Origin of the sequence: Exiguobacterium sp. ZWU0009, assembly GCF_000798935.2 — a bacterium.
Taxonomy (GTDB): Bacteria; Bacillota; Bacilli; order Exiguobacteriales; family Exiguobacteriaceae; genus Exiguobacterium_A; species Exiguobacterium_A acetylicum.
The window spans coordinates 2,251,414-2,272,941 of record NZ_CP018057.1 but is presented as its reverse complement, the minus strand read 5'-3'; the positions used below and the strand labels follow the sequence as shown (position 1 = coordinate 2,272,941).

Genomic DNA, 21,528 nt, shown 5'->3' with positions numbered 1-21,528 from the left:
CACATGGCAGTATTCATTTATGAAGGTCGGACGATTGCCGGCAAACGAAAGAAAGGCAAGATTACAGCACTGACGAAACGAGAAGCTGCAGAACGGTTGCGGACGGATCAGATTGCTGTCACTTCGCTTGAAAAACAAGAATCGAAAGGCTTGAACACCGAGATTACGTTTCTCAGTGCCAAACCGAAAATCGAACATCTCGTCATGTATGCGCGGCAGTTCGCGACCCTCGTGCGGTCCGGTGTCTCAATCGTCAAGGCGACGGAAATTCTACGCAAGCAGACGGAGTCGAAACCACTTGAACGGGCACTCGTTGAGGTCGAGGACGATTTGCGAAGTGGGATCCAGTTTTCGCAAGCAATCGAAAAGCATCCACGTGTCTTTGATACGTTCTTCGTCAGTATGGCGATGGCGGGAGAGGCGAGTGGTAATCTCGAGGAAGCACTCGATAACATCGTCACTCAACTTGAGAAACAATATGAAATCAAACGGAAGGTCATCTCGGCACTCATTTACCCGGCGGTCGTCTCACTCGTTGCCGTTGGGGTCGTCGTCTTTTTGATGATGAACGTCGTACCGACGTTTGCGTCAATCTTTGATCAGCTCGGGAGTGAATTACCGTTAATCACGAAGCTCGTCGTCGCCGTGTCCGACTTCTTCGTCGCCTACTGGTGGGTGATGCTATTGATTGCGTTCGGTCTGATTGGATTACTGTACTTCAATTTAAAAAACGAACGGCAACGTGTATTCTTTGATCGTTTTTTATTGATGATTCCAGTCTTTGGACCGTTGATTCAAAAGTCACAGATTGCCTTGATGACGCGTGGTTTGTCCGTACTGTTGAACGCTTCGGTCCCGATCCTGGCATCGCTCGACATCACGGAACGAATCGTCACGAATCGGATCATCCGGAAGGGGATTGCTGGTGCCAATGAAGCGATGTCACGCGGAATCCCGATGCACGAGCCACTTGAGAAAAACAAATATTTTCCACCTCTCGTCACACAGATGATTGCGATTGGGGAAGAATCAGGGCGTCTTGATACGATGTTGACAGAAGTCGCGAACTTCTATGAGACTGAAGTCGAGACAACAACGGACCGATTAAAGTCGATTATTGAGCCACTCTTAATCGTTGTGTTGGCCGCAATCGTTGGGGTCATCGTCATTGCTGTCGTCGTGCCGATGTTTAAAATTTACTCGGATATCCAAGCAAGTTGACAATTGTAAAAACATTTACCTGTTGTGAAAAAAAGACATAATCTACAAAAAATATGGTGCTACTATAATAGTATTCGTCTGGATAGTATTACCTACTAGCCACGCACAGTAAAAAAGTACTAGGGAGGCATAATGTAATGGTAGAACGGTTAAAAGAAATCTGGTTAGATGCAAAACAAATGCGCGATGAGCGCGGACTGACGTTGATCGAGTTACTGGTCGTCGTCGTTATCTTAGGAATCATTGCAGCAATCGCTGTCGTCGCAATCGGTGGATTGATCGAGAACTCACGTAAAGATGCAGTTGTTTCGGATGCGAAGCAATTGGTATCAGCTGCGAAGTTGTACACTTCGTCAAATCCGATTCAAGCAGGAGAATCAATTATCTTGGGAATTAATGAAGATGGAAAAGCTATTAAATCAACAGCAGTTGGCACCGATGTTCCAGTTCGTAAAGAATCATTAAGTAAGTATATCGATGAAATGAAAGATTCATTAAATTCGGATGCAGAGTATAAAGATTCTTACGTACTTGTGAAAGAAAGTGCTGGAAAATATACTTATACAGTCACGCTCACAAGTAAAAAATCGACAAATTCTTACTTCGAAAAACAAGATCCATCTGAACTCAAGCGTTCAGCTGTTGAAGTAAAATAATTCCTACCCCCTCCTCGGGGGTTTTTTTCTGAACTTTTTTGAAAGGGAGGTCGTGTCATGACGATCGTCTTCACGGTTTATTTTTTCTTGTTAGGCTTACTCATCACGTCGTTTACGAACGTCGTCGGTCTGCGCGTCCCGGTCGGGGAGTCGATCGTTCATCCGCGCTCCCATTGTCCGACGTGTGGACATGTTCTTGGACCGCTTGAACTGACACCGGTACTCGGTTACGCAATACTCGGCGGCAAGTGTCGCTCTTGCGGACAGTCAATCTCGATTAAGTATCCAGCGCTTGAATTACTCGGAGGGATTCTTTACGCCTATGCCTTTTGGCAGTTCGGCTGGTCGATGGAACTCGCGTTGACACTCGTCCTGACGAGCTTGCTGTTTATCCTGACGATGTCGGACTTAGCCTACATGCTGGTTCCGAATAAAATTTTGCTGATCTTTTTGCCGATTGCCTTGATTGTGCGCTACCTTTCTCCACTCGAAAACTGGTATAATCCAATTATTGGTGGAATCGTCGGATTCGTTCTATTATTCGTCATCTTTCTTGCTTCCCGGCGTGGTATGGGAGCAGGGGATGTCAAGCTGTTTGGACTGCTCGGAATCTTCCTCGGACCACTTCACGTCGTCATTGCCTTGTTCGTCTCGGCATTCGTCGGTTCCGTTCTTGGCTTAACGTTACTTGGACTCGGACGCGTGAAACGGAAACAACCAATTCCCTTCGTTCCGTCGATTGCCGTCGGAACATTACTGACATATTATTTTGCGGATGATTGGGTATCGTGGTACCTCGATTTACTGCTTTAAGAAAGGAAGAACGTACATATGGCGCAACGGCGTAAAGGTACTTATATCTACTTTAATTTCACCGATGTCGCAATTTTCGGTGCAGTCGTCAAAAAAGGCGTCATTAAGCGCCGGGCAGTCGTCGCGCTGCCGCCGGGAACACTGCAAGGAGGCTGGTTGCAACCGGAAGCCTCGCTTGATTTCATCTTTGACGGGTTACTGACGAAGCTGAAAGTACCACGTGGCTCGCAAGCGGTGCTGGCGCTCGATGGTTCGCTCGTTCTTGCCCGGAAACTCGATATTCCGGAAACGATCGAGACGAATCAAATTCGCGGCTACCTGTTCATGGAGATCGGACATAGTATCGTCTTGCCGTTTGAAGAACCGTATTTTGATTACACGGTTCTTGAAGAAGATGGCAAGCGGGAAATCATGCTCTATGCCGCGCCGAACGAGGCGCTCAAGCAATATACACAACTGTTCAAACAAAAACACCTGCGCCTCGTTGCCGCTGAACCACAACCGCTTGCGACCTATTTCGGGATTGAAGCCCATCATCCGGTCGCAACGGAAGCCGATACCTTATTGATCTGGAATGCCAACGCGACGAACCATCAGTTGATCATCATCGAAGATCACGTGCCGCGTTTGATTCGCTCCGTTGATACGTTTGCTGCTGACGCGTGGGATGTTGATGTCATCGACGATCAACTGCATTACCGTTATCGTTCAGATGATCCGACTGTCGAACTTGTTTTAGACGAGATGTTGCTCGAGTTCTCACGGGTGCTCGATTTCTATCGTTTTTCACTCGCGCGCGAAGGGCGAGAGATCACGAACGTTGTCCTTGCTGGGGACTTCCCGTTCCGTGATGAATTGGCGACGCGTTTCCGGTCGAACTTTGATTTAAGTCTTGATGAGATTCCAGACATGATGACGATCGATGGGCAGTCGATTCCACGAGCGTACTTACCGCTTGCTGGTCTTGCCTCACCGCGAAAAGACCGGATCAACTTATTGCCGGAAAATGACGAAGCCCCGAAATATCCGCTTGTTGCTTCACTCATTTTATTGTTATTCGGAGGACTTGCCGGCGGCTATCTGTATTGGCAAACCGATCAATTCGCTGATCGCGTCGAATCGACGAATGATCAAATCCAGATCGTTCGTCAGCTACAGTCGGAATCCGATCAATCGGCAAAGCAAGAAGTCGCACAACTTAAACAGACGGTTGAAGGTCTTGAGACGACGCCTCGTCCTGCCGTGCCGACATTGGAACGGATTACTCGTTATCTCCCGGAACGCGGTTATATTCTTCAATTTGCGTACGGTGCAGATCATGCCGTGACGATGACGACCCAGTTCGAGACACTGGATGAACTGAACGATTTTTATCGCGAGCTACTGACGGATAAAGTCTTCTCAGGAACGAATCTCGCGAGTGTGACGACACGAACGATGAACGAAAAGGCAGACGTCGTCACGACGACGACAGTTGATCCGACGACTGGGCAAGAAGTTCCAACGACGGAAATTACACCGTCTGACGATGCTAAGTCAGAAGAACCACGTTATATCGGACAATTCTCGTTGAACGTCAATCCGACGGAAGTCGTTAAAGGTGAGACGAACGAGGCCGATCCAGAAGTACCGAAGGAAGATCAGCCAGCTGAATCGGAAACGGATAGCTCAACCGAAGCGACTCCTTCGACTGATTCGACGACAGGGACGACTGATCCAAATGTAACGACTGAAATCGAGGAGGTGCCGGACAATTGAAACGTTATAGTAGCTTCATCCTCCTTGGTCTAACGATCTTGATCGTCCTCGGTGCGGTTGGTTACTTCGGTTATACGACGTATACGACACATCAAACGTTGCAAGAAAAAGAAGCGACGCTGAAGCGAGAACAGATGGTGCTCGAACAAGCGAAAGCAAATGAACAGAAAGTTGACGTCGCTGAATCGAGCTTTTTGCAGCAAAAAGTACCGGTGACGGCGTCAAACGATGACGTCATCGATGCGATCAACGCATCAAGTCAGATTGCCGGTGTCAAAGTCCAGTCGATCACGTTTGGTCAGGCGACAGAGACAGCACAGCAGTCACCCGTGACATCAACACCTGCAGTTGACGGAGCGATGGCGACGGAATCGGATCAGGCTGAAACAACTGCCGCAGCACCGGTCGCAGCGAATGCAACACCACTTCCGGCATCACTAACAGTCGAAGCTCCGTCGTATGTTGAATTAATGGCATTCCTGAAGCAAATCGAGCGGACGGACCGGATTACGGTCTTACGTCAGATTCAATTGTCGGGACCGGAAGAACCAGGTCCGGGTAGTGGAGCCATCTTGCTTGAGGATGAGATGCTCTCGTTCACAGTGGAAATCGAATCGTACTATCGTCCGGACTTGACGAAGTTGACGCCGGATAAACAAACACCACTCGAGGAGAAGACACCGAAGTCGGATCCGTTTGTCGATGTGACAGGAAATTAAGATAAAACAAGTGGTTCCTAGGCTGTTAGGGGCCGCTTGTTTTTTGTTAGACTAAACGATGACTCGAATTATCCGATTCGAAATTAACGGGAAAGAACGTGATACTGATGATAACGCAACCACACTTGATTCTCGCGTCGGCTTCACCACGTCGGACGGAACTCCTACAACAAATCGGGATTCCTCATGAAGTCGTACCGGCGAATGTCGTCGAAGAAGCACCATACCCGATGTCACCGCATGAATACGTCCGCCATCTATCACAAAAGAAAGCGCGAGCGATTACAGCAGATGGTGTCATTCTGGCTGCCGATACGGTCGTCGCAATCGATGACATGATTCTTGAGAAGCCGGTGGATATTTCTGAAGCGCGGGCGATGCTTGCGCGTCTGTCAGGACGTGCTCATGAAGTCGTGACAGGCGTGACGATTCGCTTCGGGGAGAAGGAAGAGACGTTCGACGTGACAACGTACGTCCGTTTTGGTGCATTGCCAGGCGAGTGGATGGAAGGCTATATCGCGACGAACGAGCCCTATGATAAAGCGGGCGGCTACGGCATCCAAGCGATGGGTGGTCTGTTCGTCGAAGCGATCGAAGGCGATTATTATAATGTCGTCGGACTGCCGATCCACGAGATCACGAAACGTCTCGCGTCCTTTGAAATCAAGCCGATGTTTGCGTAATCCTGAAACAGAGAGGTCGGATGCTGTGATTGAATGGCCGAAGGATATGGTTCAGTTGAAAGGCTTGGCACAAGCGACGACAGTCGAGTTGCTGGCGTGTCTCGTCCGAAGTGGGACGCGCGACCGGACACCACTTGAAATCGCGGAAGAATTACTGCACATCTATCCTTCATTGATCGAACTTGAGGCGGCTGGAGTCGGTGGACTCGAAAAAGCACCTGGGGTCGGGAAGGCGAAGGCACTACAAATCATGGCTGGACTGGAACTCGGTCGTCGGCTCGTCACGGAACCGAAGTGGGTACGACCGACGATCCGCTCACCGGAAGACGCGGCGGAACTGTTGTTAGAAGAGATGCGTCTCTATCAGCAGGAACACTTCATCTGCCTGTATTTGAATACGAAAAATGAGGTCGTCTCGAAAAAGACGTTATTCATTGGAGGATTGAACACGTCAATCGTCCACCCGCGAGACGTCTTCCGGGAAGCGATTCGTTGCTCGGCTGCGAACTTCATTGCCGTCCACAATCATCCGTCCGGTGACCCGACGCCAAGTCGCGAAGATATCGAGGTATCCGAGCGACTTGTTGAGGCGGGACGACTCATTGGAATCAGTTGTCTTGACCACATCATCATCGGGCATGGACAATTTATTAGTATGAAACAGCGCGGATTTATGTAAGAATAACGTCTGAAGGGAAAGCTTTGATTCTTTCCGTCAGACGTTTTTTTGTGTGTTTTCTAAGGCGAACTGTAAACAAGCTGTAACGTTTTAACGCTTTCCAATGAAGGCTTTTCCGTTATAATTAGTGAAGTGTATTCTCAGAGAGGGGTTTTTTGAATAATGTTTGGATCATTCAGCCGTGAAATCGGCATTGACTTAGGTACGGCTAACACGCTTGTGTATGTAAAGGGGCAGGGAATCGTCGTTCGTGAACCGTCCGTCGTCGCCTTCCGTACGGATACAGGGAAAATTGAAGCTGTCGGTAACGCAGCGAAAAACATGATCGGTCGTACGCCGGGTAACGTGACTGCACGACGCCCGATGAAAGACGGGGTTATCGCGGATTATGAAACAACCGCTACGATGATCAAATATTTCATGGATCAAGCTTCGAAGAAAAAAGGCTTGTTCTCTTCTAAGACGAACGTCATGATCTGTGTACCAAGTGGTATCACATCAGTTGAAAAACGTGCGGTCGAAGATGCAGCGAAACTCGCAGGTGCGCGTGAAGCGTACACGATCGAAGAACCATTCGCAGCAGCAATCGGAGCGGGTCTTCCGGTTTCAGAACCAACAGGCTCGATGGTCGTTGATATCGGTGGTGGTACGACAGAAGTTGCTGTCATCTCACTCGGTGGTATCGTTACGAGCCAATCGATCCGTGTCGGTGGTGATGAGATGGATGAGTCGATCATTCGTTACATCAAATCGAAATACAACTTGATGATCGGGGAGCGGACAGCTGAGACGTTGAAAATGACGATCGGTTACGCTCGCATCGATGAAGAGTCAGAAAACGAAACGATGGAAATCCGTGGACGTGATCTCGTCACAGGTCTTCCGAAACAGATTGAAGTCACAAGTGCTGAAATTTGTGACGCACTCTCGGATACAGTCGAAGCGATTCTTGCAGGTGTCAAACATACGCTTGAGCAGACGCCTCCTGAATTATCAGCAGACGTCATGGACCGTGGAATCGTCTTGACAGGCGGTGGGGCACTCTTGAAGAACCTCGACGCTGTCATCGAAGACGAAACACGCATTTTGACACTCGTTGCGGAAAACGCACTCGATTGTGTCGCAATCGGTACAGGAAAATCACTCGAGATGATGAATGTCCTTCGTTCGAAATCAGGCATCTCGCAAAAAAGATAAGGACGGGATGAGCGATGAAGCGATTTTTAAATAATCGAAAACTGCTCATCACACTCCTTAGTTTTCTCCTTTTGGTGATCTTAATCGGGATTTCGCTACAAGGGCGTAACCAATCCCACTGGTATCAAAGCTTCGTGCGGGATACCGTGGGCGTCGGTCAACGCCTTTTCGCGACACCGATTGGCTGGATTGATGATACGGTCACTTCGATTAAAGAAGTGCGTGACGTGTACAAAGAGAACGAACACTTGAAATCACGTTTAAGTGACTATGCCGGTAATGCCGTCAAAGTCCGTGATCTAGAACGTGAGAATAAAGAATTGAAAGATATGCTCGACCTGAACGGATCGATTCGCGACTATAAATTGTTACCAGCAGAGATGATCGGTCGGACATCGTCCGAATGGCAACGGTTCGTTACGATTAACATCGGCGAACAAAAAGGAGTCAAGCCGAACATGGCCGTCGTAACAGCAGATGGACTGATCGGTCGCGTCATCCAGGCGAGTGCGTATACATCCCTCGTGCAGTTGATGTCAGATACGAGTCGGACGAATAATGTCTCGGCAACGGCAGACGACACGAAAGGAAAAGGAGTCTTCGGTACAATCGAAGGCTTTGATGAGGAGACGAAATTACTCAAGTTCACGAAAATTCCGAATGACGCGAAGCTGAAAAAAGGGCAGACCGTCACGACGTCCGGTCTTGGTGGAAAGTATCCGAGCGGAATCGTCATCGGAAAAATCGAGGAAGTGAAATCCGATCAGTATGGGGCTTCGAAAATCGCATACGTCAAACCGGCAGCAGACTTCGAACAGTTCGGTCATGTCTTCGTGATTGAGCGCGAAGCGAAGGAACCTTTCGCTGAGACCGATAAGGGAGGGGACACTCGTGAATAACGTTAAGTTGTTTTTCGCCGTGTTCCTTCTTTTTATCTTAGAAGGAACGCTGTTCGCAGGACCACTCGGAGACGGTTCACCGTACGTCATCCATGCGACATTGATTGGTCTAATGTTCCTCGGTCGGTATGGAAAACTTGAACAGGCACTCGGATTCGGACTCGTCTTTGGATTGCTGTATGATTTCGTGTACTCGGATATCATCGGCATTTACTTATTTGCGTTATCCGCCATTCCGCTTTTTAGTAGCTTCGTGCTAAAATATGTAAAGGAGAACGTATTGACGATTCTTGTCACGTTCACGTTCAGTGCCATTTTGTATGAGCTCGATATATATTTCTTCACGGCTTCGGTCGTAGGTGTCGGAGTCTCCTTCCAGGAACTCGCGACACAGATCATTCCAAGGAGTCTGGTTGCCCAGCTGATCGGGATCATCATCCTGTATTATCCGATGACCCGACTCGTGCAGTCGACCCTTGACGAGAAAAGAGGATGAGTCATGATTGAGCGTAAACGTTATGTAACGATGAAAGGTCATCGTGGTGGCCTCGCCGTCTATGTGAATGAAAGGTGCAGTGTGGATGAATTTCTTGACGATCTAGAGTTGACGCTTGCGGACAAATCCGTCGAGAACGGACGCGCCGTACCGATTACCTTCTTCTTCGGTCGACGTTATGTCGATGAAGGAGTGTTGACGGCCGTCGAATCTATCGTCGCGCGACATGATTCCTTCTCTTTCAAAGGCTATGACAGTGAGTGCATCACGAAGGACGAGGCAAAAGCCTTGTACGGAGAGCGAACGTTTCATTACTTCGGTGGAACGGCACGCAGTGGGCACGTATTAGACGTCGAAGGTTCGATCGTCATCATCGGAGATATCAATCCAGGTGCGGTCGTCCATGCGACAGGAAGTATCTATTGTCTCGGTGCTTTACGTGGTACCGTTCATGCAGGAAAAGGTGGCAATGCGGAAGCCGTCATTGCGGCGAGTGTATTGCAGCCGAAGTGGGTTGCAGTCGCTGGCACCGTCCATGAAGAACCGGACGACGCACCGATTCCAGCTCTCGATATGGGTTGTGCATTTTTAGGCGAAGACGGGGTCGAATTCTCCCGCCTTCAAACCGTTCCGCTCGCGCGGATGGATCAGTTTGCGATTGATAGTGAAAGAGGGTGACGGATATGGAACAAGTGAAAGAACAGGTACATATGGAGGCGAAGACGAACATGGGACGCGCCATCGTCGTCACATCCGGTAAAGGTGGCGTCGGAAAGACAACGACGACTGCAAACATCGGAACAGCACTTGCATTGATGGGACATTCCGTTTGCCTCGTTGATACGGATATCGGGTTACGTAATCTGGATATCGTGCTTGGTCTCGATAACCGGAGTATCTATAATATCGTTGACGTCGTGACAGGGCAATGTAAGTTGCACCAAGCACTCGTCCGCGATAAACGTTTTGAAGAGATGTATCTGTTGCCTGCTGCTCAATCAAAGGATAAGTCCTCCGTCACACCCGAACAGGTGAAGGCAATCATCGATACACTGAAACTCGAATACGACTTCGTCTTGATCGATTGCCCTGCAGGAATCGAGCAAGGCTTCATGAATGCAATCGCTGGAGCCGATGAAGCCGTCGTCGTGACGACACCGGAAAAAGCAGCCGTTCAGGATGCGGACCGGATCATCGGGATGCTCGAGCGCTCAGAACGTAACATCGTTCCGAAACTCGTCATCAACCGGGTGCGTTCGCATATGATGGCATCTGGCGATATGCTCGACATCGATGAGATCATGCGTATCCTTTCGATTGATCTGCTTGGTCTGATCATCGATGATGAAGAAGTCATCGCCGCTTCCCACCGTGGTGTGCCTGTAACGATGAATCCGGATAACCGGGCTGGACTCGGCTACCGGAACATCGCTCGCCGGATTCTTGGAGAATCTGTACCACTGCTTGATTTAAATGAACAACCGCAAAAAGGGTTCTTCGTCAAATTGAAGAAGATGCTTGGGATGAAATAAGAATGGGAAATTAGACTAGGACGACATCGTCGCGCCTAGTCTAATTTTTTTGGAGGGATCAGTATGCGATGGATTAGTGAACAGACCGCTTCGCTTGAACGATTGGCATTGGTCGAAGGCGGTCGATTGATTGAATACCATGAGCGGATGCGTGACGAGATTCGGGTTGGCACTTTCGTCTATGCCAAGGTCGACCGGTTGCATCCGACGCTCGGAGCAGCCTTTTTGATTGCGACCGACGGTACACCGCTTTACTTACCGCTAAATGAGACGATTGAAGCGTTGCACCGTTATCCGGACGTACCGACGATCGGACAAGCCGTCCAGGTCGGACAGACGTTACTCGTCCAGGTCGTCAAAGAGGGCGTTGCACCGAAACAACACAAAGTGACGCAAAACATCACCTATGGTGGACGTTATCTCGTTTATTTCCCGTACGGTCGACGCATCCGTTTCAGTCGAAAGCTGGATCTCGTCGTCCAGCGTCAACTGGCGGAACAACTGACGACGACGGACGAAGAGGGGATTCTCTACCGGACGGAGGCAGCAAAAGCATCAATCGACGAATTGAAGCAAGAGCTGCAGTCGTTACGGACACGGCACAAAGAACTCATGCAGGCGCCGCGTCTTGAACAAGACGAGGCACTGATCGTCCAAGAAGCGAAACGTCTTCCACATGTCACGGAAGCACTCGTCATGACGCGTCAGGAAAAGGAACGACTCGAACTACTTGGTCTTTCTGTCGAACGGTCGCTACGAAAAGGGCGCTTACCCGAGATGGAAGCAATCGATGGCGCGATTGAGAAGGCGATGCAACGGGTCGTCTGGCTCGACGGAGGAGCGTATCTCTTGATTGAAGAAGTCGAGACGATGACTGTCATCGACGTCAACAGCGGGAAGACGATCTCCGTCAAGGAACAAAAGCGGACGTTTGATCAAATCAATGAAGCGGCTGCCGTCGAAGTCATGCGGCAATTACGGTTGCGCAACATTAGTGGCATGATTGCGATCGATTTCCTCCGTGGCTCAAGTAAAGGACAGACGCGCGTGACCCAACTCCTTAAAGAACGGGCAGCGCTCGAGACGAAACAAATCGAAGTCTATGGGTTTACGAAGATGGGTTTATGCGAACTGACACGACAACGTCACGGGAAATCGCTACAGGAACGTTCACAGGAATCCGGGCAGTGGACGCGATTGAGTGTCTATCGCTTGATTGAACCGAAGTTACTTGAGATTGCGACCTATGCGGAAGCGGTCGTGATTCGCGCACCACGGCATCTGTTGCAGGACGAATTCGTTTCCCGTCAACCGCTCGAAGTCCATGTGCTCGAAGGCGATCCAGCGGTCCTGTTCACGGGGTTGTCACAAGACTGTCTCGATTTCATCAAGCGATCGGAATAATCCTTCAGAACAGCATTGACAAGGTAGAAGAACGTTTGGTATTCTGAATAACGTTAGTTCGTTTGGAAGCACCCAAATGACTACAACCGCACAGACCGGGTTTTAAAGCATCCGCTGCCCGTGATGGCGAGTCTGAGTTCCTAAGAGGAGGTGCACGTAATGTACGCAATTATCAAAACTGGTGGTAAACAAGTCAAAGTTGAAGCTGGCCAAGAAATCTACGTTGAGAAATTAAACGCAGACGTCGACAGCACAGTTGAATTTGGTGAAGTATTGATCCTTGGTGGTGACGATGTTAAAGTCGGCGCTCCACTCGTAGAAGGTGCGAAGGTCGTAGCAACGGTCATCAAACACGCTCGCGCGAAAAAGATCACTGTCTTCAAAATGAAAGCGAAAAAGAACTACCGTCGTAAGCAAGGTCACCGTCAACCTTACACGAAGGTCCGCATCGAGAAAATCGAAGCGTAAGCCATGATACGTGTCAAGATTCGACGAGATGAAGCGGAACTCGTCCGCTCCATCGAAGTGACAGGACATGCCGAGTTCGCAGAACCAGGTCTCGACCTTGTCTGTGCCGGCGTCTCGTCGGTGATCTTCGGGGCATACAATGCCATAGAAGCATTACTCGGGCAGGTCCTGCTCCTTGAAATGGCAGAACAACAAGAGGGTGGCTACTTTTATGTAGAACCGTACGCTGACTTAGCACCGGATGTCAGTGAGCGCACCCAATTGTTACTGGAAGCGACTTTGGTCCAACTTGGTACCATCGCTGAAAGTTACGGTGAGTTTATCCAACTTGAACAAGTATAGGAGGTGGATTCCACATGTTGAAACTTAATCTTCAGTTCTTCGCATCGAAAAAAGGGGTAGGTTCGACAAAGAACGGTCGTGACTCGCAATCGAAACGCCTTGGGGCGAAACGTGCAGACGGTCAAACTGTTTCTGCTGGTTCAATCCTCTACCGTCAACGCGGTACGAAGATTCACCCAGGTATGAACGTCGGACGTGGTGGCGATGATACACTTTTCGCAACTGCAACTGGTGTCGTTCGTTTCGAACGTCTCGGACGCGACAAGAAACAAGTCAGCGTTTACCCAGCATAAGGATCGACGAAGCAGACTCTAGCCACTTTCGAGGGTTAGGGTCTGTTTTTTTTAGGAGGGAACGACCGATGGAGGAACAGCAGGTACTTGATCTTTTGAAGACTCTTCGTCACGAGTGGTTGAACCGGATACAACTCGTCCGTTCGTATGGCGCGATCGGAGACGAACAAGCAGTCGAGTCGATCTGTTCGGCGTACCGGGAGCAAGCATCTCGGGAAGGACGTCTAGGGCGAATCGGATTGCCGAAAACCGCACTGGCGTTACTGCAAGCTGAATGGTCAGGCAAAACTGTGACGTATGATGTCATCGGAGCACCCCACATGGAAGATGAGCGGCTGAAGCAACTCGTCGAAGCAGCCATCGCCATGATTGATGTAGGAGTAGGAGAAGTATCCGTGACCTTCCACGAGGGCGTGACCATCGAGATCTATCGGGATCTACTAGATATGTCGCGCCTTGAGGATCTAGTGACGCCGATGGAAATCGAGTCGCAGACGGAAAATGAGTGTGTGATTGAGATTGAAAGTCTTCCGTTTGAGGAAGAGAAGTAAGAGGAGGGATCCGACATGTTTGTCGATCAGGTAAATATTTATGTAAAAGCAGGTGACGGAGGACGTGGGCAAGTAGCGTTCCGTCGAGAGAAATACGTTCCGGACGGCGGTCCTGCCGGCGGTGACGGTGGTCACGGGGCTCACGTCGTCCTTGAAGTCGACGAAGGGCTTCGGACATTGATGGACTTCCGTTACAAACGTCACTTTAAAGCAGTTCAAGGTGAAAACGGTATGTCAAAAGGCATGCACGGTCGTAAAGCCGAGCATTTAATCGTCAAGGTCCCACCTGGTACGGTCGTCTATGATGACGATACGAATGCAGTCATCGCTGACCTCGTCCATCACGGGCAACAAGCGATCGTCGCAAAAGGTGGACGTGGCGGACGTGGGAATACACGTTTTGCAACACCTGCCAACCCAGCACCTGAGCACGCTGAAAACGGTGAGCCAGGAGAAGAGAAGTACTTGAAACTTGAGCTGAAGATGCTAGCAGACGTTGGTCTCGTTGGTTTCCCGAGTGTCGGAAAATCAACGATGTTATCAGTCGTTTCAGCAGCACGTCCGAAAATCGGCGCGTATCACTTCACGACGATCACACCGAACATCGGTGTCGTCGAAACGGAAGATAGCCGTAGCTTCGTCATGGCTGACTTGCCAGGATTGATTGAAGGCGCAAGTGAAGGTGTCGGACTCGGTCACCAGTTCCTACGCCACGTCGAGCGGACGAAAGTCATCGTCCACGTCATCGACATGAGTGGGATGGAAGGCCGCGATCCAATCGAAGACTACAACATCATCAATAAAGAACTTGCAGACTATAACCTGCGCTTAACAGAGCGTCCGCAAGTCGTCGTCGCGAACAAGATGGACATGCCGGATGCGGCAGAACATCTTGAAGCCTTCAAGGAAGCTTTCCCAGAGCTTGAAGTATTCGAGATTTCAGCAGCAACACGTCAAGGATTACGCGATCTGTTATTCCGAATCGCGGACCTCGTCGATGCAACACCAGAATTTGGTCTTGAGGAACTCGAAGAGAAAACAGCGACACCACGTGTCGTCTACGGTTACGAAGCACCTGAAGCCGGCTTTACGATTTCGAAAGATGAAGACGATTGCTTCGTCATCAAAGGACCACGGATCGAAAAACTCTTCACGATGACAAACTTCATGCGTGAAGAATCGATTAAACGTTTCGCTCGGACACTGCGTCAAATGGGTGTCGACGAAGAGTTACGTCGTCTTGGTGCGATCGACGGCGATGTCGTTCGTATCCGTGATTTCGAGTTCGAATTCGTCGAGTCATCCTTCTAAGCGGTTCATTCCATTAGGAAACGGAGTGTGAAAGCATCGTGGACCCATTGCCCATGATTTCATTCGTTTGGTTAATTCCGATTCTCGTCTTATCCGCATTCTTTTCCTCAGCCGAGACGGCACTCGCGAGTGTCAATCGGTTGCGGTTGTTGCACCAGTCGGAAGCAGGGGACGCGCGTGCGTCCCGTGTATTTCGTTTACTTCAACGCTATGAAGAGACACTGACGTCGATTTTGATTGGGAATACGATCGTCAACGTCGCTTTTATCTTATTTGGTGGCTGGTGGATCATCCAATTCGTCGAGACAATCGCGACACAAACCATTGTCTTTCTTGCGCTGTTTTTCCTGTTGCTGTTGTTCGGGGAATTGATACCGAAGTCGTATGCCCGTGAACATACGGAACGTTACGTGTTGTTGATCGGACATCCACTGCGCTTCTTCTTACTGTGCTTTCGACCACTTGTCTTCCTGTTACTCCGCTTACGCCAGTTAGCGCTAAGGTTGATTGGAGCAGATCCAAAAGGACCGCTCGTGACTGAACAGGAACTCAAAGCACTCGTTGATATCAGTCAAGAAGAGGGGATCATGGGGCTTGCAGAGGCTGAACTCGTTCATCAAGCGGTTGATTTTCAACATGCGACGGTCGAGGATGCGTTGACGCCTCGCATGGACATTCAAGCGATCGATATTGATGCGCGGCTTGAAGATATCCTTGCAGAGGTCCAGAAGGGTGGCTATTCTCGTCTACCGGTCTATAAGGATTCGATTGATCACGTCATCGGTGTATTATCGGAGCGGGACTTTCTGCGTGCGTATGTGAAGAACGGCTCTGTCGATATCCGAGAATGGATTCGACCGGTATCGTTCGTCGTACCACAGACACGATTGATGGATTTATTACCGGAACTCAAAGTCAAGCAGTCCCATATGGCAGTCGTCCTTGATGAATTCGGAGGGACGGCAGGTCTGATCACCCTTGAGGATATTTTAGAAGAAATCGTCGGGGAGATTTGGGATGAACACGATGAATCATTGGAATATACGAAACGGATTGGTCCAGAGCAATACGAATGTCTAGCAGAGTATGACATTGAAGACTTCTGTCAGCAATTTCAATTGACGATGCCAGACACCGATGCCCAGTCACTCGGGGGATGGATCATGGAGGAGAGCGGACAATTGCCGGACGTTGGAACGGCGATGCGTTATGAACGTGTCACGTTGACGGTCTTGCATATCGAAAACCGACGCGTCCGCAAAGTCTTAGCAACGTTTGATCCGCCATCTACGATGCCGGAGACACGACTTGAACCGATTGAACGATAAAAACCGCTTATTCCTTGGGAATAGGCGGTTTTTATTGTTCAGACATCGAGCTCCGAAACGAGAATTCCGAGACGATCGAGTTTTGCGATAGCTGCTTCTAGTGCTTCTTCATGATCCGCTTCCAGCGTATGAATATGGACTCCGTCCGTCAGGCTCGAGAGCGGAGTGGCTTGCGTCTCCTTTAACTGCTCGAGCAATACGCGGACATCTCGGCGGCTTTTTAGCATCAATTCTCCAGTGATGAAGCCGTAGACGGGATGTTCGATGATAACATCACGGACGACGACCCCTTCGTCAACGATGGCGTCACACTCATCCTTTAACTGATCGATGCCGTGACGGCAAACGATCTTGCGGCGTAATTTTGAGCCGTCGACTTCCGGATCATTGATAAAATAGCCACGAGCTGTCGCGATGACAGGATATCCTTTTGCCTTTAACAATGATAAATCCTGCACAATCACTTGGCGACTGACACCTGCTTGTTTCGCCAGTGCCGTTCCTGTGACAGGTTGCTCACTTTCCTCAATCATACGAAGTAATGATTTCCGGCGTTCTTCTCCGGAGATGCGTTTCCCCATCATGTCTCCTACCTTTCTCCAGTGTCATGAAATTGTGTTCAACACATCAATGCACTGTTCGATTTCTTCGTTCGTCGTGTGTCTTCCAAAACTGAGTCGAATCAACCCATGAGCCGCCGATTCGTCATAGCCGATGGCACGTAATGTCGCATTCGGACCATTTTCTCCAGCCCGACAAGCACTACCAGCAGAAACGGCGATTCCAGCACGATTCAAGGCGAGCAACGCGTATTGACCGTCCCGTTGTTTCGTATGGACGGCACAGATGGAAGCCAGTTGCGTCGGGGACTCGATGATCACGTAACGAGACGAAGACAATGTTTTTTTTAGCATACCACGAAATCGACGGCTTGAATCCTGGATTCCTGGATTTTCTAGTCGCGTGGCTTCACAGGCAGCGATGAAGGCTGCAATTCCCGGAACATCGACTGTACCAGGACGGATCCCGAATTCGTGATGACCTTCGTAGTAAGGACTGAAGAGTGGTCGTCGCAGATACAGGGCGCCCAACCCTTTAGGTCCATAAACCTTGTGACTACTCATCGTGTACGCATCAAAGGCGTCAATATGGATGTCGTCTTTTAAGAATCCTTGGACCCCGTCGCAATGAAACAGAATCCCACGCGATTGACAGTAAGCTGCAATTCGTTCGACGGGAAAGCGAAAACCCGTATCCGAATTGACGTGTTGAATCGAGACGACACCAATTTCGTCCGTACAAGTCGCGACGAATTGTTCCCAATCGAACGTTCCGTCCGGTAATAAAGGCAGGTGCCGTGTTTCTTGTGCCCAGCGCGCAAGCGGAAGCAAGACCGAATCATGTTCACATCGAAGTGTCAAGACAACTGATTTGTTACTCTGTCGCATCAAGTGTGTCAAAGCGATGTAATTCGCTTCTGATCCGCTCCCTGTAAAGATAACGGTTCCTTCTTGTTGAGCCAATTGTTGCATCAGATAGTGACGGGCTCGTTCGAGTAAACGTTCAGCATCCCCACCGATGTCGTGAAGAGAAGAACTGTTGCCGTAGAACGACTGAGCGGCTTGTTGATAATGATCGAGTGCTTGTGGATGCAGCGGAGTCGTCGCTGCGTAATCGAGATAGATCATGAAAAAATCCTGTCCTTTCGTCTTGTCACTCAGCTAAAAGTATGCCAAACTTATTGTCAAGTCAATAGTAAACATTTAGATATAGAGGTGTAAATCATATGTCTTTACATAAAAGGCTTGAGACGGATGTGTTGATCATTGGAACAGGGCTTGCCGCGATTTCAGTCGCCCTGCATCTTCCATCGGGAATGAACGCATTACTTGTCTCGAAAGGTTCGCGATTTGAGACGAATTCCGTCCGAGCACAAGGTGGGATTGCTTCCGCTTATGCAGAAATCGATCATCGTGGTCACTTTGAAGATACGTGCCAAGCAGCAAAAGGGCGTATCAATCGGTCCGTCGTCGATTACGTCACCCGATCGGGAACCGAGGCGATGGAATTCTTATTACGACAAGGCGTTTTATTCGATCAGTCCGAGGGAGAGTTTTTACTCGGTCGTGAAGGAGCACATCGTTTGCCGCGGATTTATCACTGTGGCGGGGACGAGACTGGTAAACGGATCATGGAGACGTTGATGCCGCAAGTACCATTTCCGATTCTTGAGCAGACGCATATCACAGAGTTGATTCAAGTCAATGGACAGGTAGTAGGTGCAGTCGGATATAGCGAGGGAGAGCCGATCGAGATTGTGGCGCGCGCAACGATTCTCGCGACCGGTGGAGTGGGTGGATTATTCGCAGCGTCGACGAATGACCCTTTGATTCAAGGGGACGGGATTGCACTCGCCTTTGAAGCGGGGGCGACGATTCGTGATCTCGGTTATATCCAGCATCATCCGACGGTACTCGTTCATGCAGGTCGTTCGGAAGGTTTAATCACGGAAGCATTACGAGGTGCAGGAGCGACGCTTGTAACGAAAAATGGCGACCGGATCATGGCGGATCATCCGATGCAAGATTTAGCGGCGCGAGATGAAGTCGCAAAACGAATCCATGAGGTGCGAAAACGTGAACCGGTCTATCTCGATACGTCGAACGTCGTCGACCGAACGAAACGGTTTCCAACGTTTGTAGAAAAATGTGAAAAACTGAACATAAATCCGGATCTCGTTGAAATTGCACCAGGCATTCATTTCTTAATGGGTGGGATCGAGACGGACCTTTCAGGGCGGACGCAGGTCGAAGGACTATACGCGGTCGGCGAGACAGCATCGATTGGACTACACGGTCGAAATCGTCTGGCGTCGAACTCGCTCCTTGAATGTGTCGTCATGGGAAAAGCGGTAGCAGAACAGCTCAAGCTGTTACCGGAACGTTCAGTCAAACAAATAAAACGACGTCCGGGAACACTTCGTTCCGTAACAGACCGTCTATCGCAGGTCATTGGTGTCGAAATGGATGTTAGGCAGATACAAGAAAGTCTGGACGCATTAAAAGACTGGACATTAGACGAATCCGGACAGGAAGCGGAAGAAAATCGATTACGTCACGTAACGGCATGTTTGTTGCTTGAAGGAGCACGGAGTCGATTGACAGGAGAGGATGAGAGCGTTGAACAAGTGGCAGTTACGGCAACAACTGGAGGCATTTTTAATCGAGGATATCGGACAGTGGGACATCACGAGTGAAGGATGTCTGACGGGACAAGAACGCGGGACCGGTCGTTTTTTAGCAAAGGAAGACGGAGTTTTTTGCGGAGCAGACATCATTCGGGAGATGGCGCATCTGTTACAAGTCGACGTGACGATTCATGTAGCGGAAGGGACGGTCGTCACGCGAGGCACACTCCTTGCTGAGTGGTCTGGTTCGTTACAGGATATTTTAAGTGGAGAACGGGTCGCCTTGAACTTGGTGCAACGTTTATCCGGGATTGCGACGAAGACACGTCAAGCCGTTGAAATGGCAGCAGGACGAATCCGAATCACGGATACACGAAAGACGACCCCTGGATTACGAATGCTCGAAAAACATGCCGTTCGCGTCGGGGGTGGTTATAGTCATCGCGGACGTCTCGATGACGCCGTCATGATCAAGGACAACCACATCACAGTAGCGGGATCGATTACGGAAGCGGTGACGCGAGCAAAACGTGTCGCGGGTCATACGACACCAATTGAAGTCGAAGTCGAGACGGAAGCGGAAGTGCTGGAGGCAGTGGCTGCAAGAGTCGATATCATCATGCTCGATAACCGGACACCAGCAGAAATCAAACAGCTCCGGCAATTGATTCCACCGCACATCACGGTCGAACTATCCGGTGGGATTACGCTAGACACGTTATCAGACTTTGCAGATAGCGGAGCAGACGTCATCTCACTCGGAGCACTCACCCATTCAGCAACAGCACTTGATATCAGCATGAAAATCGAAGGAGGAAAAAAAGATGTCATTTGATCTATTACGTCACGAGGGAATTCCAGCGTCGTACTTACAACAATCAGAAGCAGAATTGATCGCCATCATCGAAGGGGTCAAAGCACGGATGGGCAGTCGCTTGTTCTTACCTGCCCACCACTATCAAAAGGATGAAGTCGTCCAGTTCGCGGATGCGACGGGAGATTCGCTCCAGCTCGCGCAAGTCGCGAAGCAGATGACAGAAGCGGAATTTACAGTCTTTTGTGGTGTCCACTTCATGGCAGAGACGGCAGACATGCTGACGGATGCGTCACATACGGTCGTTTTGCCTGACATGCGTGCTGGTTGTTCGATGGCGGACATGGCGAACGATACGCAAACGGAGCGTGCCTTTACGATCTTGACGGAACGGTTCGGAGAGTCGATTTTACCGTTGACGTATGTCAATTCGACAGCAGCGATCAAAGCGTTCGTTGGTCGTCACGGGGGGGCGACAGTGACGTCATCAAACGCTGTCCAGATGGTCAAGTGGACGCTTGCTGAACGCGACATCTTATTCTTCCTGCCCGATCAACACCTCGGTCGCAATACGGCGCACGCACTCGGAATTCCGTTAGAACAGATGGCGATTTGGGATCCGATCAAGGACGAACTCGTTTTTGACGGGGAAGACCAGGACGTCCGCGTCATCTTATGGAAAGGACATTGTTCGGTCCACGAGAAATTCACGGTCGGTCAGATTGAACAGTTCCGCAAGACGGATCCAGAGCGAAAGATTCTCGTCCATCCGGAATGTTCGCACGAAGTCGTAGCAGCGTCTGATCTCAACGGATCAACGGCGTACATCATTCAACAAATCGAACAGGCTGCTCCTGGAACGAAGTGGGCGATCGGAACAGAGATGAACCTCGTCAATCGACTCGCGTCGACGCATCCGGAACTTGATATCGTGTCGCTCAATCCATTCATGTGTCCGTGTCTGACGATGAACCGGATTGACTTACCGCACTTGGCGTGGGCGCTCGAACAAGTCGAAGCCGGTGACCCGGTCAACATCATCACGGTCGATGCAGAGACGACGCGGCACGCCGTATTGGCACTCGAACGGATGCTTGAGCGTTCATAAAATAAAGGGTGAGAGCGTGGTCGTGCGAACGATCACGCTTTTTTGTTTTCTGATTGAGAGACCGAACAT

General features: G+C 49.8%; 24 protein-coding genes and 1 other annotated feature. Of the genes, 22 read left to right on the top strand and 2 right to left on the bottom strand.

The features are described 5' to 3' along the window. Positions 1–3: 3 nt before the first annotated feature. The 19 genes from L985_RS11975 to L985_RS11885 all read left to right on the top strand — a co-directional run bounded on the left by L985_RS11975 (position 4) and on the right by L985_RS11885 (position 16,350). Positions 4–1,221, top strand: coding sequence for a type II secretion system F family protein (locus L985_RS11975; RefSeq protein ID WP_047393618.1), 1,218 nt, complete (start codon positions 4–6; stop codon positions 1,219–1,221). A gap of 137 nt (positions 1,222–1,358) precedes the next feature. Then, positions 1,359–1,877, top strand: a complete 519-nt coding sequence (locus tag L985_RS11970) for a type II secretion system protein (protein ID WP_050677605.1) — start codon at positions 1,359–1,361, stop codon at positions 1,875–1,877. Positions 1,878–1,934: 57 nt separating this feature from the next. After that, on the top strand, positions 1,935–2,690 hold the full coding sequence (locus tag L985_RS11965) for a prepilin peptidase (protein WP_047393620.1): 756 nt from the start codon (positions 1,935–1,937) through the stop codon (positions 2,688–2,690). 18 nt (positions 2,691–2,708) lie between these two features. Further along, positions 2,709–4,448 (top strand): type IV pilus biogenesis protein PilM, encoded by a 1,740-nt coding sequence (locus L985_RS11960; protein ID WP_047393622.1) that lies wholly within the window; start codon positions 2,709–2,711, stop codon positions 4,446–4,448. After that, complete coding sequence (locus L985_RS11955; protein ID WP_047393624.1) at positions 4,445–5,167, top strand: YfgM family protein; 723 nt, start codon at positions 4,445–4,447, stop codon at positions 5,165–5,167. Before L985_RS11960 ends, L985_RS11955 begins: the two co-directional genes overlap by 4 nt. Positions 5,168–5,274: 107 nt before the next feature. Continuing rightward, positions 5,275–5,850: a Maf family protein gene (locus L985_RS11950; RefSeq protein ID WP_047393627.1), complete on the top strand. Its 576-nt coding sequence runs from the start codon at positions 5,275–5,277 to the stop codon at positions 5,848–5,850. A gap of 46 nt (positions 5,851–5,896) precedes the next feature. Next, positions 5,897–6,529 carry a RadC family protein gene (gene radC / locus L985_RS11945; protein WP_050677672.1) on the top strand — a complete coding sequence of 211 codons (633 nt, stop codon included), beginning with the start codon at positions 5,897–5,899 and terminating at the stop codon, positions 6,527–6,529. A gap of 162 nt (positions 6,530–6,691) precedes the next feature. Further along, the gene (locus tag L985_RS11940; RefSeq protein WP_029342258.1) at positions 6,692–7,726 is read left to right on the top strand and encodes a rod shape-determining protein; all 1,035 of its coding nucleotides are present in this window, start codon (positions 6,692–6,694) and stop codon (positions 7,724–7,726) included. Positions 7,727–7,740: 14 nt separating this feature from the next. Continuing rightward, positions 7,741–8,625, top strand: coding sequence for a rod shape-determining protein MreC (mreC, locus tag L985_RS11935; protein ID WP_029342257.1), 885 nt, complete (start codon positions 7,741–7,743; stop codon positions 8,623–8,625). After that, a complete protein-coding gene (mreD, locus tag L985_RS11930; protein WP_023468949.1) occupies positions 8,618–9,121 on the top strand; it encodes a rod shape-determining protein MreD in 504 nt (167 codons plus the stop codon). Before mreC ends, mreD begins: the two co-directional genes overlap by 8 nt. Positions 9,122–9,124: 3 nt before the next feature. Next, complete coding sequence (locus tag L985_RS11925) at positions 9,125–9,799, top strand: septum site-determining protein MinC (protein ID WP_029342256.1); 675 nt, start codon at positions 9,125–9,127, stop codon at positions 9,797–9,799. A 50-nt stretch (positions 9,800–9,849) separates the two neighbouring features. Continuing rightward, positions 9,850–10,653, top strand: a complete 804-nt coding sequence (minD, locus tag L985_RS11920) for a septum site-determining protein MinD (RefSeq protein WP_029342255.1) — start codon at positions 9,850–9,852, stop codon at positions 10,651–10,653. A 63-nt stretch (positions 10,654–10,716) separates the two neighbouring features. Further along, the gene (locus L985_RS11915; RefSeq protein WP_047393631.1) at positions 10,717–12,057 is read left to right on the top strand and encodes a ribonuclease E/G; all 1,341 of its coding nucleotides are present in this window, start codon (positions 10,717–10,719) and stop codon (positions 12,055–12,057) included. Between the two features lie 74 nt (positions 12,058–12,131). Then, positions 12,132–12,201: a sequence feature (ribosomal protein L21 leader region), on the top strand. Positions 12,202–12,216: 15 nt separating this feature from the next. Then, the gene (rplU, locus tag L985_RS11910; protein ID WP_012370978.1) at positions 12,217–12,525 is read left to right on the top strand and encodes a 50S ribosomal protein L21; all 309 of its coding nucleotides are present in this window, start codon (positions 12,217–12,219) and stop codon (positions 12,523–12,525) included. A gap of 3 nt (positions 12,526–12,528) precedes the next feature. Further along, positions 12,529–12,867 (top strand): ribosomal-processing cysteine protease Prp, encoded by a 339-nt coding sequence (locus L985_RS11905; RefSeq protein ID WP_023468945.1) that lies wholly within the window; start codon positions 12,529–12,531, stop codon positions 12,865–12,867. Between the two features lie 14 nt (positions 12,868–12,881). Further along, positions 12,882–13,160, top strand: a complete 279-nt coding sequence (gene rpmA / locus L985_RS11900) for a 50S ribosomal protein L27 (RefSeq protein ID WP_012370976.1) — start codon at positions 12,882–12,884, stop codon at positions 13,158–13,160. 68 nt (positions 13,161–13,228) lie between these two features. Beyond that, complete coding sequence (locus L985_RS11895) at positions 13,229–13,711, top strand: Spo0B domain-containing protein (protein WP_047393635.1); 483 nt, start codon at positions 13,229–13,231, stop codon at positions 13,709–13,711. A gap of 15 nt (positions 13,712–13,726) precedes the next feature. Continuing rightward, positions 13,727–15,022, top strand: coding sequence for a GTPase ObgE (gene obgE, locus L985_RS11890; RefSeq protein WP_023468943.1), 1,296 nt, complete (start codon positions 13,727–13,729; stop codon positions 15,020–15,022). A gap of 53 nt (positions 15,023–15,075) precedes the next feature. Then, complete coding sequence (locus L985_RS11885) at positions 15,076–16,350, top strand: hemolysin family protein (protein ID WP_071908825.1); 1,275 nt, start codon at positions 15,076–15,078, stop codon at positions 16,348–16,350. A gap of 38 nt (positions 16,351–16,388) precedes the next feature. Here the strand turns inward: L985_RS11885 and L985_RS11880 are convergent, their stop codons facing one another. Then, positions 16,389–16,931, bottom strand: a complete 543-nt coding sequence (locus L985_RS11880; protein ID WP_047393638.1) for a transcription repressor NadR — start codon at positions 16,929–16,931, stop codon at positions 16,389–16,391. A 24-nt stretch (positions 16,932–16,955) separates the two neighbouring features. Then, a complete protein-coding gene (locus L985_RS11875) occupies positions 16,956–18,038 on the bottom strand; it encodes a cysteine desulfurase family protein (protein ID WP_047393640.1) in 1,083 nt (360 codons plus the stop codon). 98 nt (positions 18,039–18,136) lie between these two features. Between L985_RS11875 and L985_RS11870 the strand changes: the two genes are divergently transcribed. The 3 genes from L985_RS11870 to nadA are packed head-to-tail and all read left to right on the top strand — an operon-like array spanning position 18,137 to position 21,459. Further along, positions 18,137–19,606, top strand: a complete 1,470-nt coding sequence (locus L985_RS11870; RefSeq protein WP_052169452.1) for an L-aspartate oxidase — start codon at positions 18,137–18,139, stop codon at positions 19,604–19,606. Further along, positions 19,530–20,372 (top strand): carboxylating nicotinate-nucleotide diphosphorylase, encoded by an 843-nt coding sequence (gene nadC / locus L985_RS11865; RefSeq protein ID WP_047393643.1) that lies wholly within the window; start codon positions 19,530–19,532, stop codon positions 20,370–20,372. The genes L985_RS11870 and nadC overlap by 77 nt, the downstream gene beginning before the upstream one ends. After that, complete coding sequence (gene nadA, locus L985_RS11860; RefSeq protein ID WP_047393645.1) at positions 20,362–21,459, top strand: quinolinate synthase NadA; 1,098 nt, start codon at positions 20,362–20,364, stop codon at positions 21,457–21,459. Before nadC ends, nadA begins: the two co-directional genes overlap by 11 nt. The last annotated feature ends 69 nt before the right edge of the window (positions 21,460–21,528 follow it).

Bases quoted from the DNA above. Each gene is read 5' to 3' on its own strand.
- L985_RS11975 (WP_047393618.1), top strand. From the start codon at position 4: ATGGCAGTATTCATTTATGAAGGTCGGACGATTGCCGGCAAACGAAAG.
- L985_RS11970 (WP_050677605.1), top strand. From the start codon at position 1,359: ATGGTAGAACGGTTAAAAGAAATCTGGTTAGATGCAAAACAAATGCGC.
- L985_RS11965 (WP_047393620.1), top strand. From the start codon at position 1,935: ATGACGATCGTCTTCACGGTTTATTTTTTCTTGTTAGGCTTACTCATC.
- L985_RS11960 (WP_047393622.1), top strand. From the start codon at position 2,709: ATGGCGCAACGGCGTAAAGGTACTTATATCTACTTTAATTTCACCGAT.
- L985_RS11950 (WP_047393627.1), top strand. From the start codon at position 5,275: ATGATAACGCAACCACACTTGATTCTCGCGTCGGCTTCACCACGTCGG.
- radC (WP_050677672.1), top strand. From the start codon at position 5,897: ATGGTTCAGTTGAAAGGCTTGGCACAAGCGACGACAGTCGAGTTGCTG.
- L985_RS11940 (WP_029342258.1), top strand. From the start codon at position 6,692: ATGTTTGGATCATTCAGCCGTGAAATCGGCATTGACTTAGGTACGGCT.
- mreC (WP_029342257.1), top strand. From the start codon at position 7,741: ATGAAGCGATTTTTAAATAATCGAAAACTGCTCATCACACTCCTTAGT.
- L985_RS11925 (WP_029342256.1), top strand. From the start codon at position 9,125: ATGATTGAGCGTAAACGTTATGTAACGATGAAAGGTCATCGTGGTGGC.
- minD (WP_029342255.1), top strand. From the start codon at position 9,850: ATGGGACGCGCCATCGTCGTCACATCCGGTAAAGGTGGCGTCGGAAAG.
- L985_RS11915 (WP_047393631.1), top strand. From the start codon at position 10,717: ATGCGATGGATTAGTGAACAGACCGCTTCGCTTGAACGATTGGCATTG.
- rplU (WP_012370978.1), top strand. From the start codon at position 12,217: ATGTACGCAATTATCAAAACTGGTGGTAAACAAGTCAAAGTTGAAGCT.
- L985_RS11905 (WP_023468945.1), top strand. From the start codon at position 12,529: ATGATACGTGTCAAGATTCGACGAGATGAAGCGGAACTCGTCCGCTCC.
- rpmA (WP_012370976.1), top strand. From the start codon at position 12,882: ATGTTGAAACTTAATCTTCAGTTCTTCGCATCGAAAAAAGGGGTAGGT.
- L985_RS11895 (WP_047393635.1), top strand. From the start codon at position 13,229: ATGGAGGAACAGCAGGTACTTGATCTTTTGAAGACTCTTCGTCACGAG.
- obgE (WP_023468943.1), top strand. From the start codon at position 13,727: ATGTTTGTCGATCAGGTAAATATTTATGTAAAAGCAGGTGACGGAGGA.
- L985_RS11885 (WP_071908825.1), top strand. From the start codon at position 15,076: ATGATTTCATTCGTTTGGTTAATTCCGATTCTCGTCTTATCCGCATTC.
- L985_RS11880 (WP_047393638.1), bottom strand. From the start codon at position 16,931: ATGGGGAAACGCATCTCCGGAGAAGAACGCCGGAAATCATTACTTCGT.
- L985_RS11875 (WP_047393640.1), bottom strand. From the start codon at position 18,038: ATGATCTATCTCGATTACGCAGCGACGACTCCGCTGCATCCACAAGCA.
- L985_RS11870 (WP_052169452.1), top strand. From the start codon at position 18,137: ATGTCTTTACATAAAAGGCTTGAGACGGATGTGTTGATCATTGGAACA.
- nadA (WP_047393645.1), top strand. From the start codon at position 20,362: ATGTCATTTGATCTATTACGTCACGAGGGAATTCCAGCGTCGTACTTA.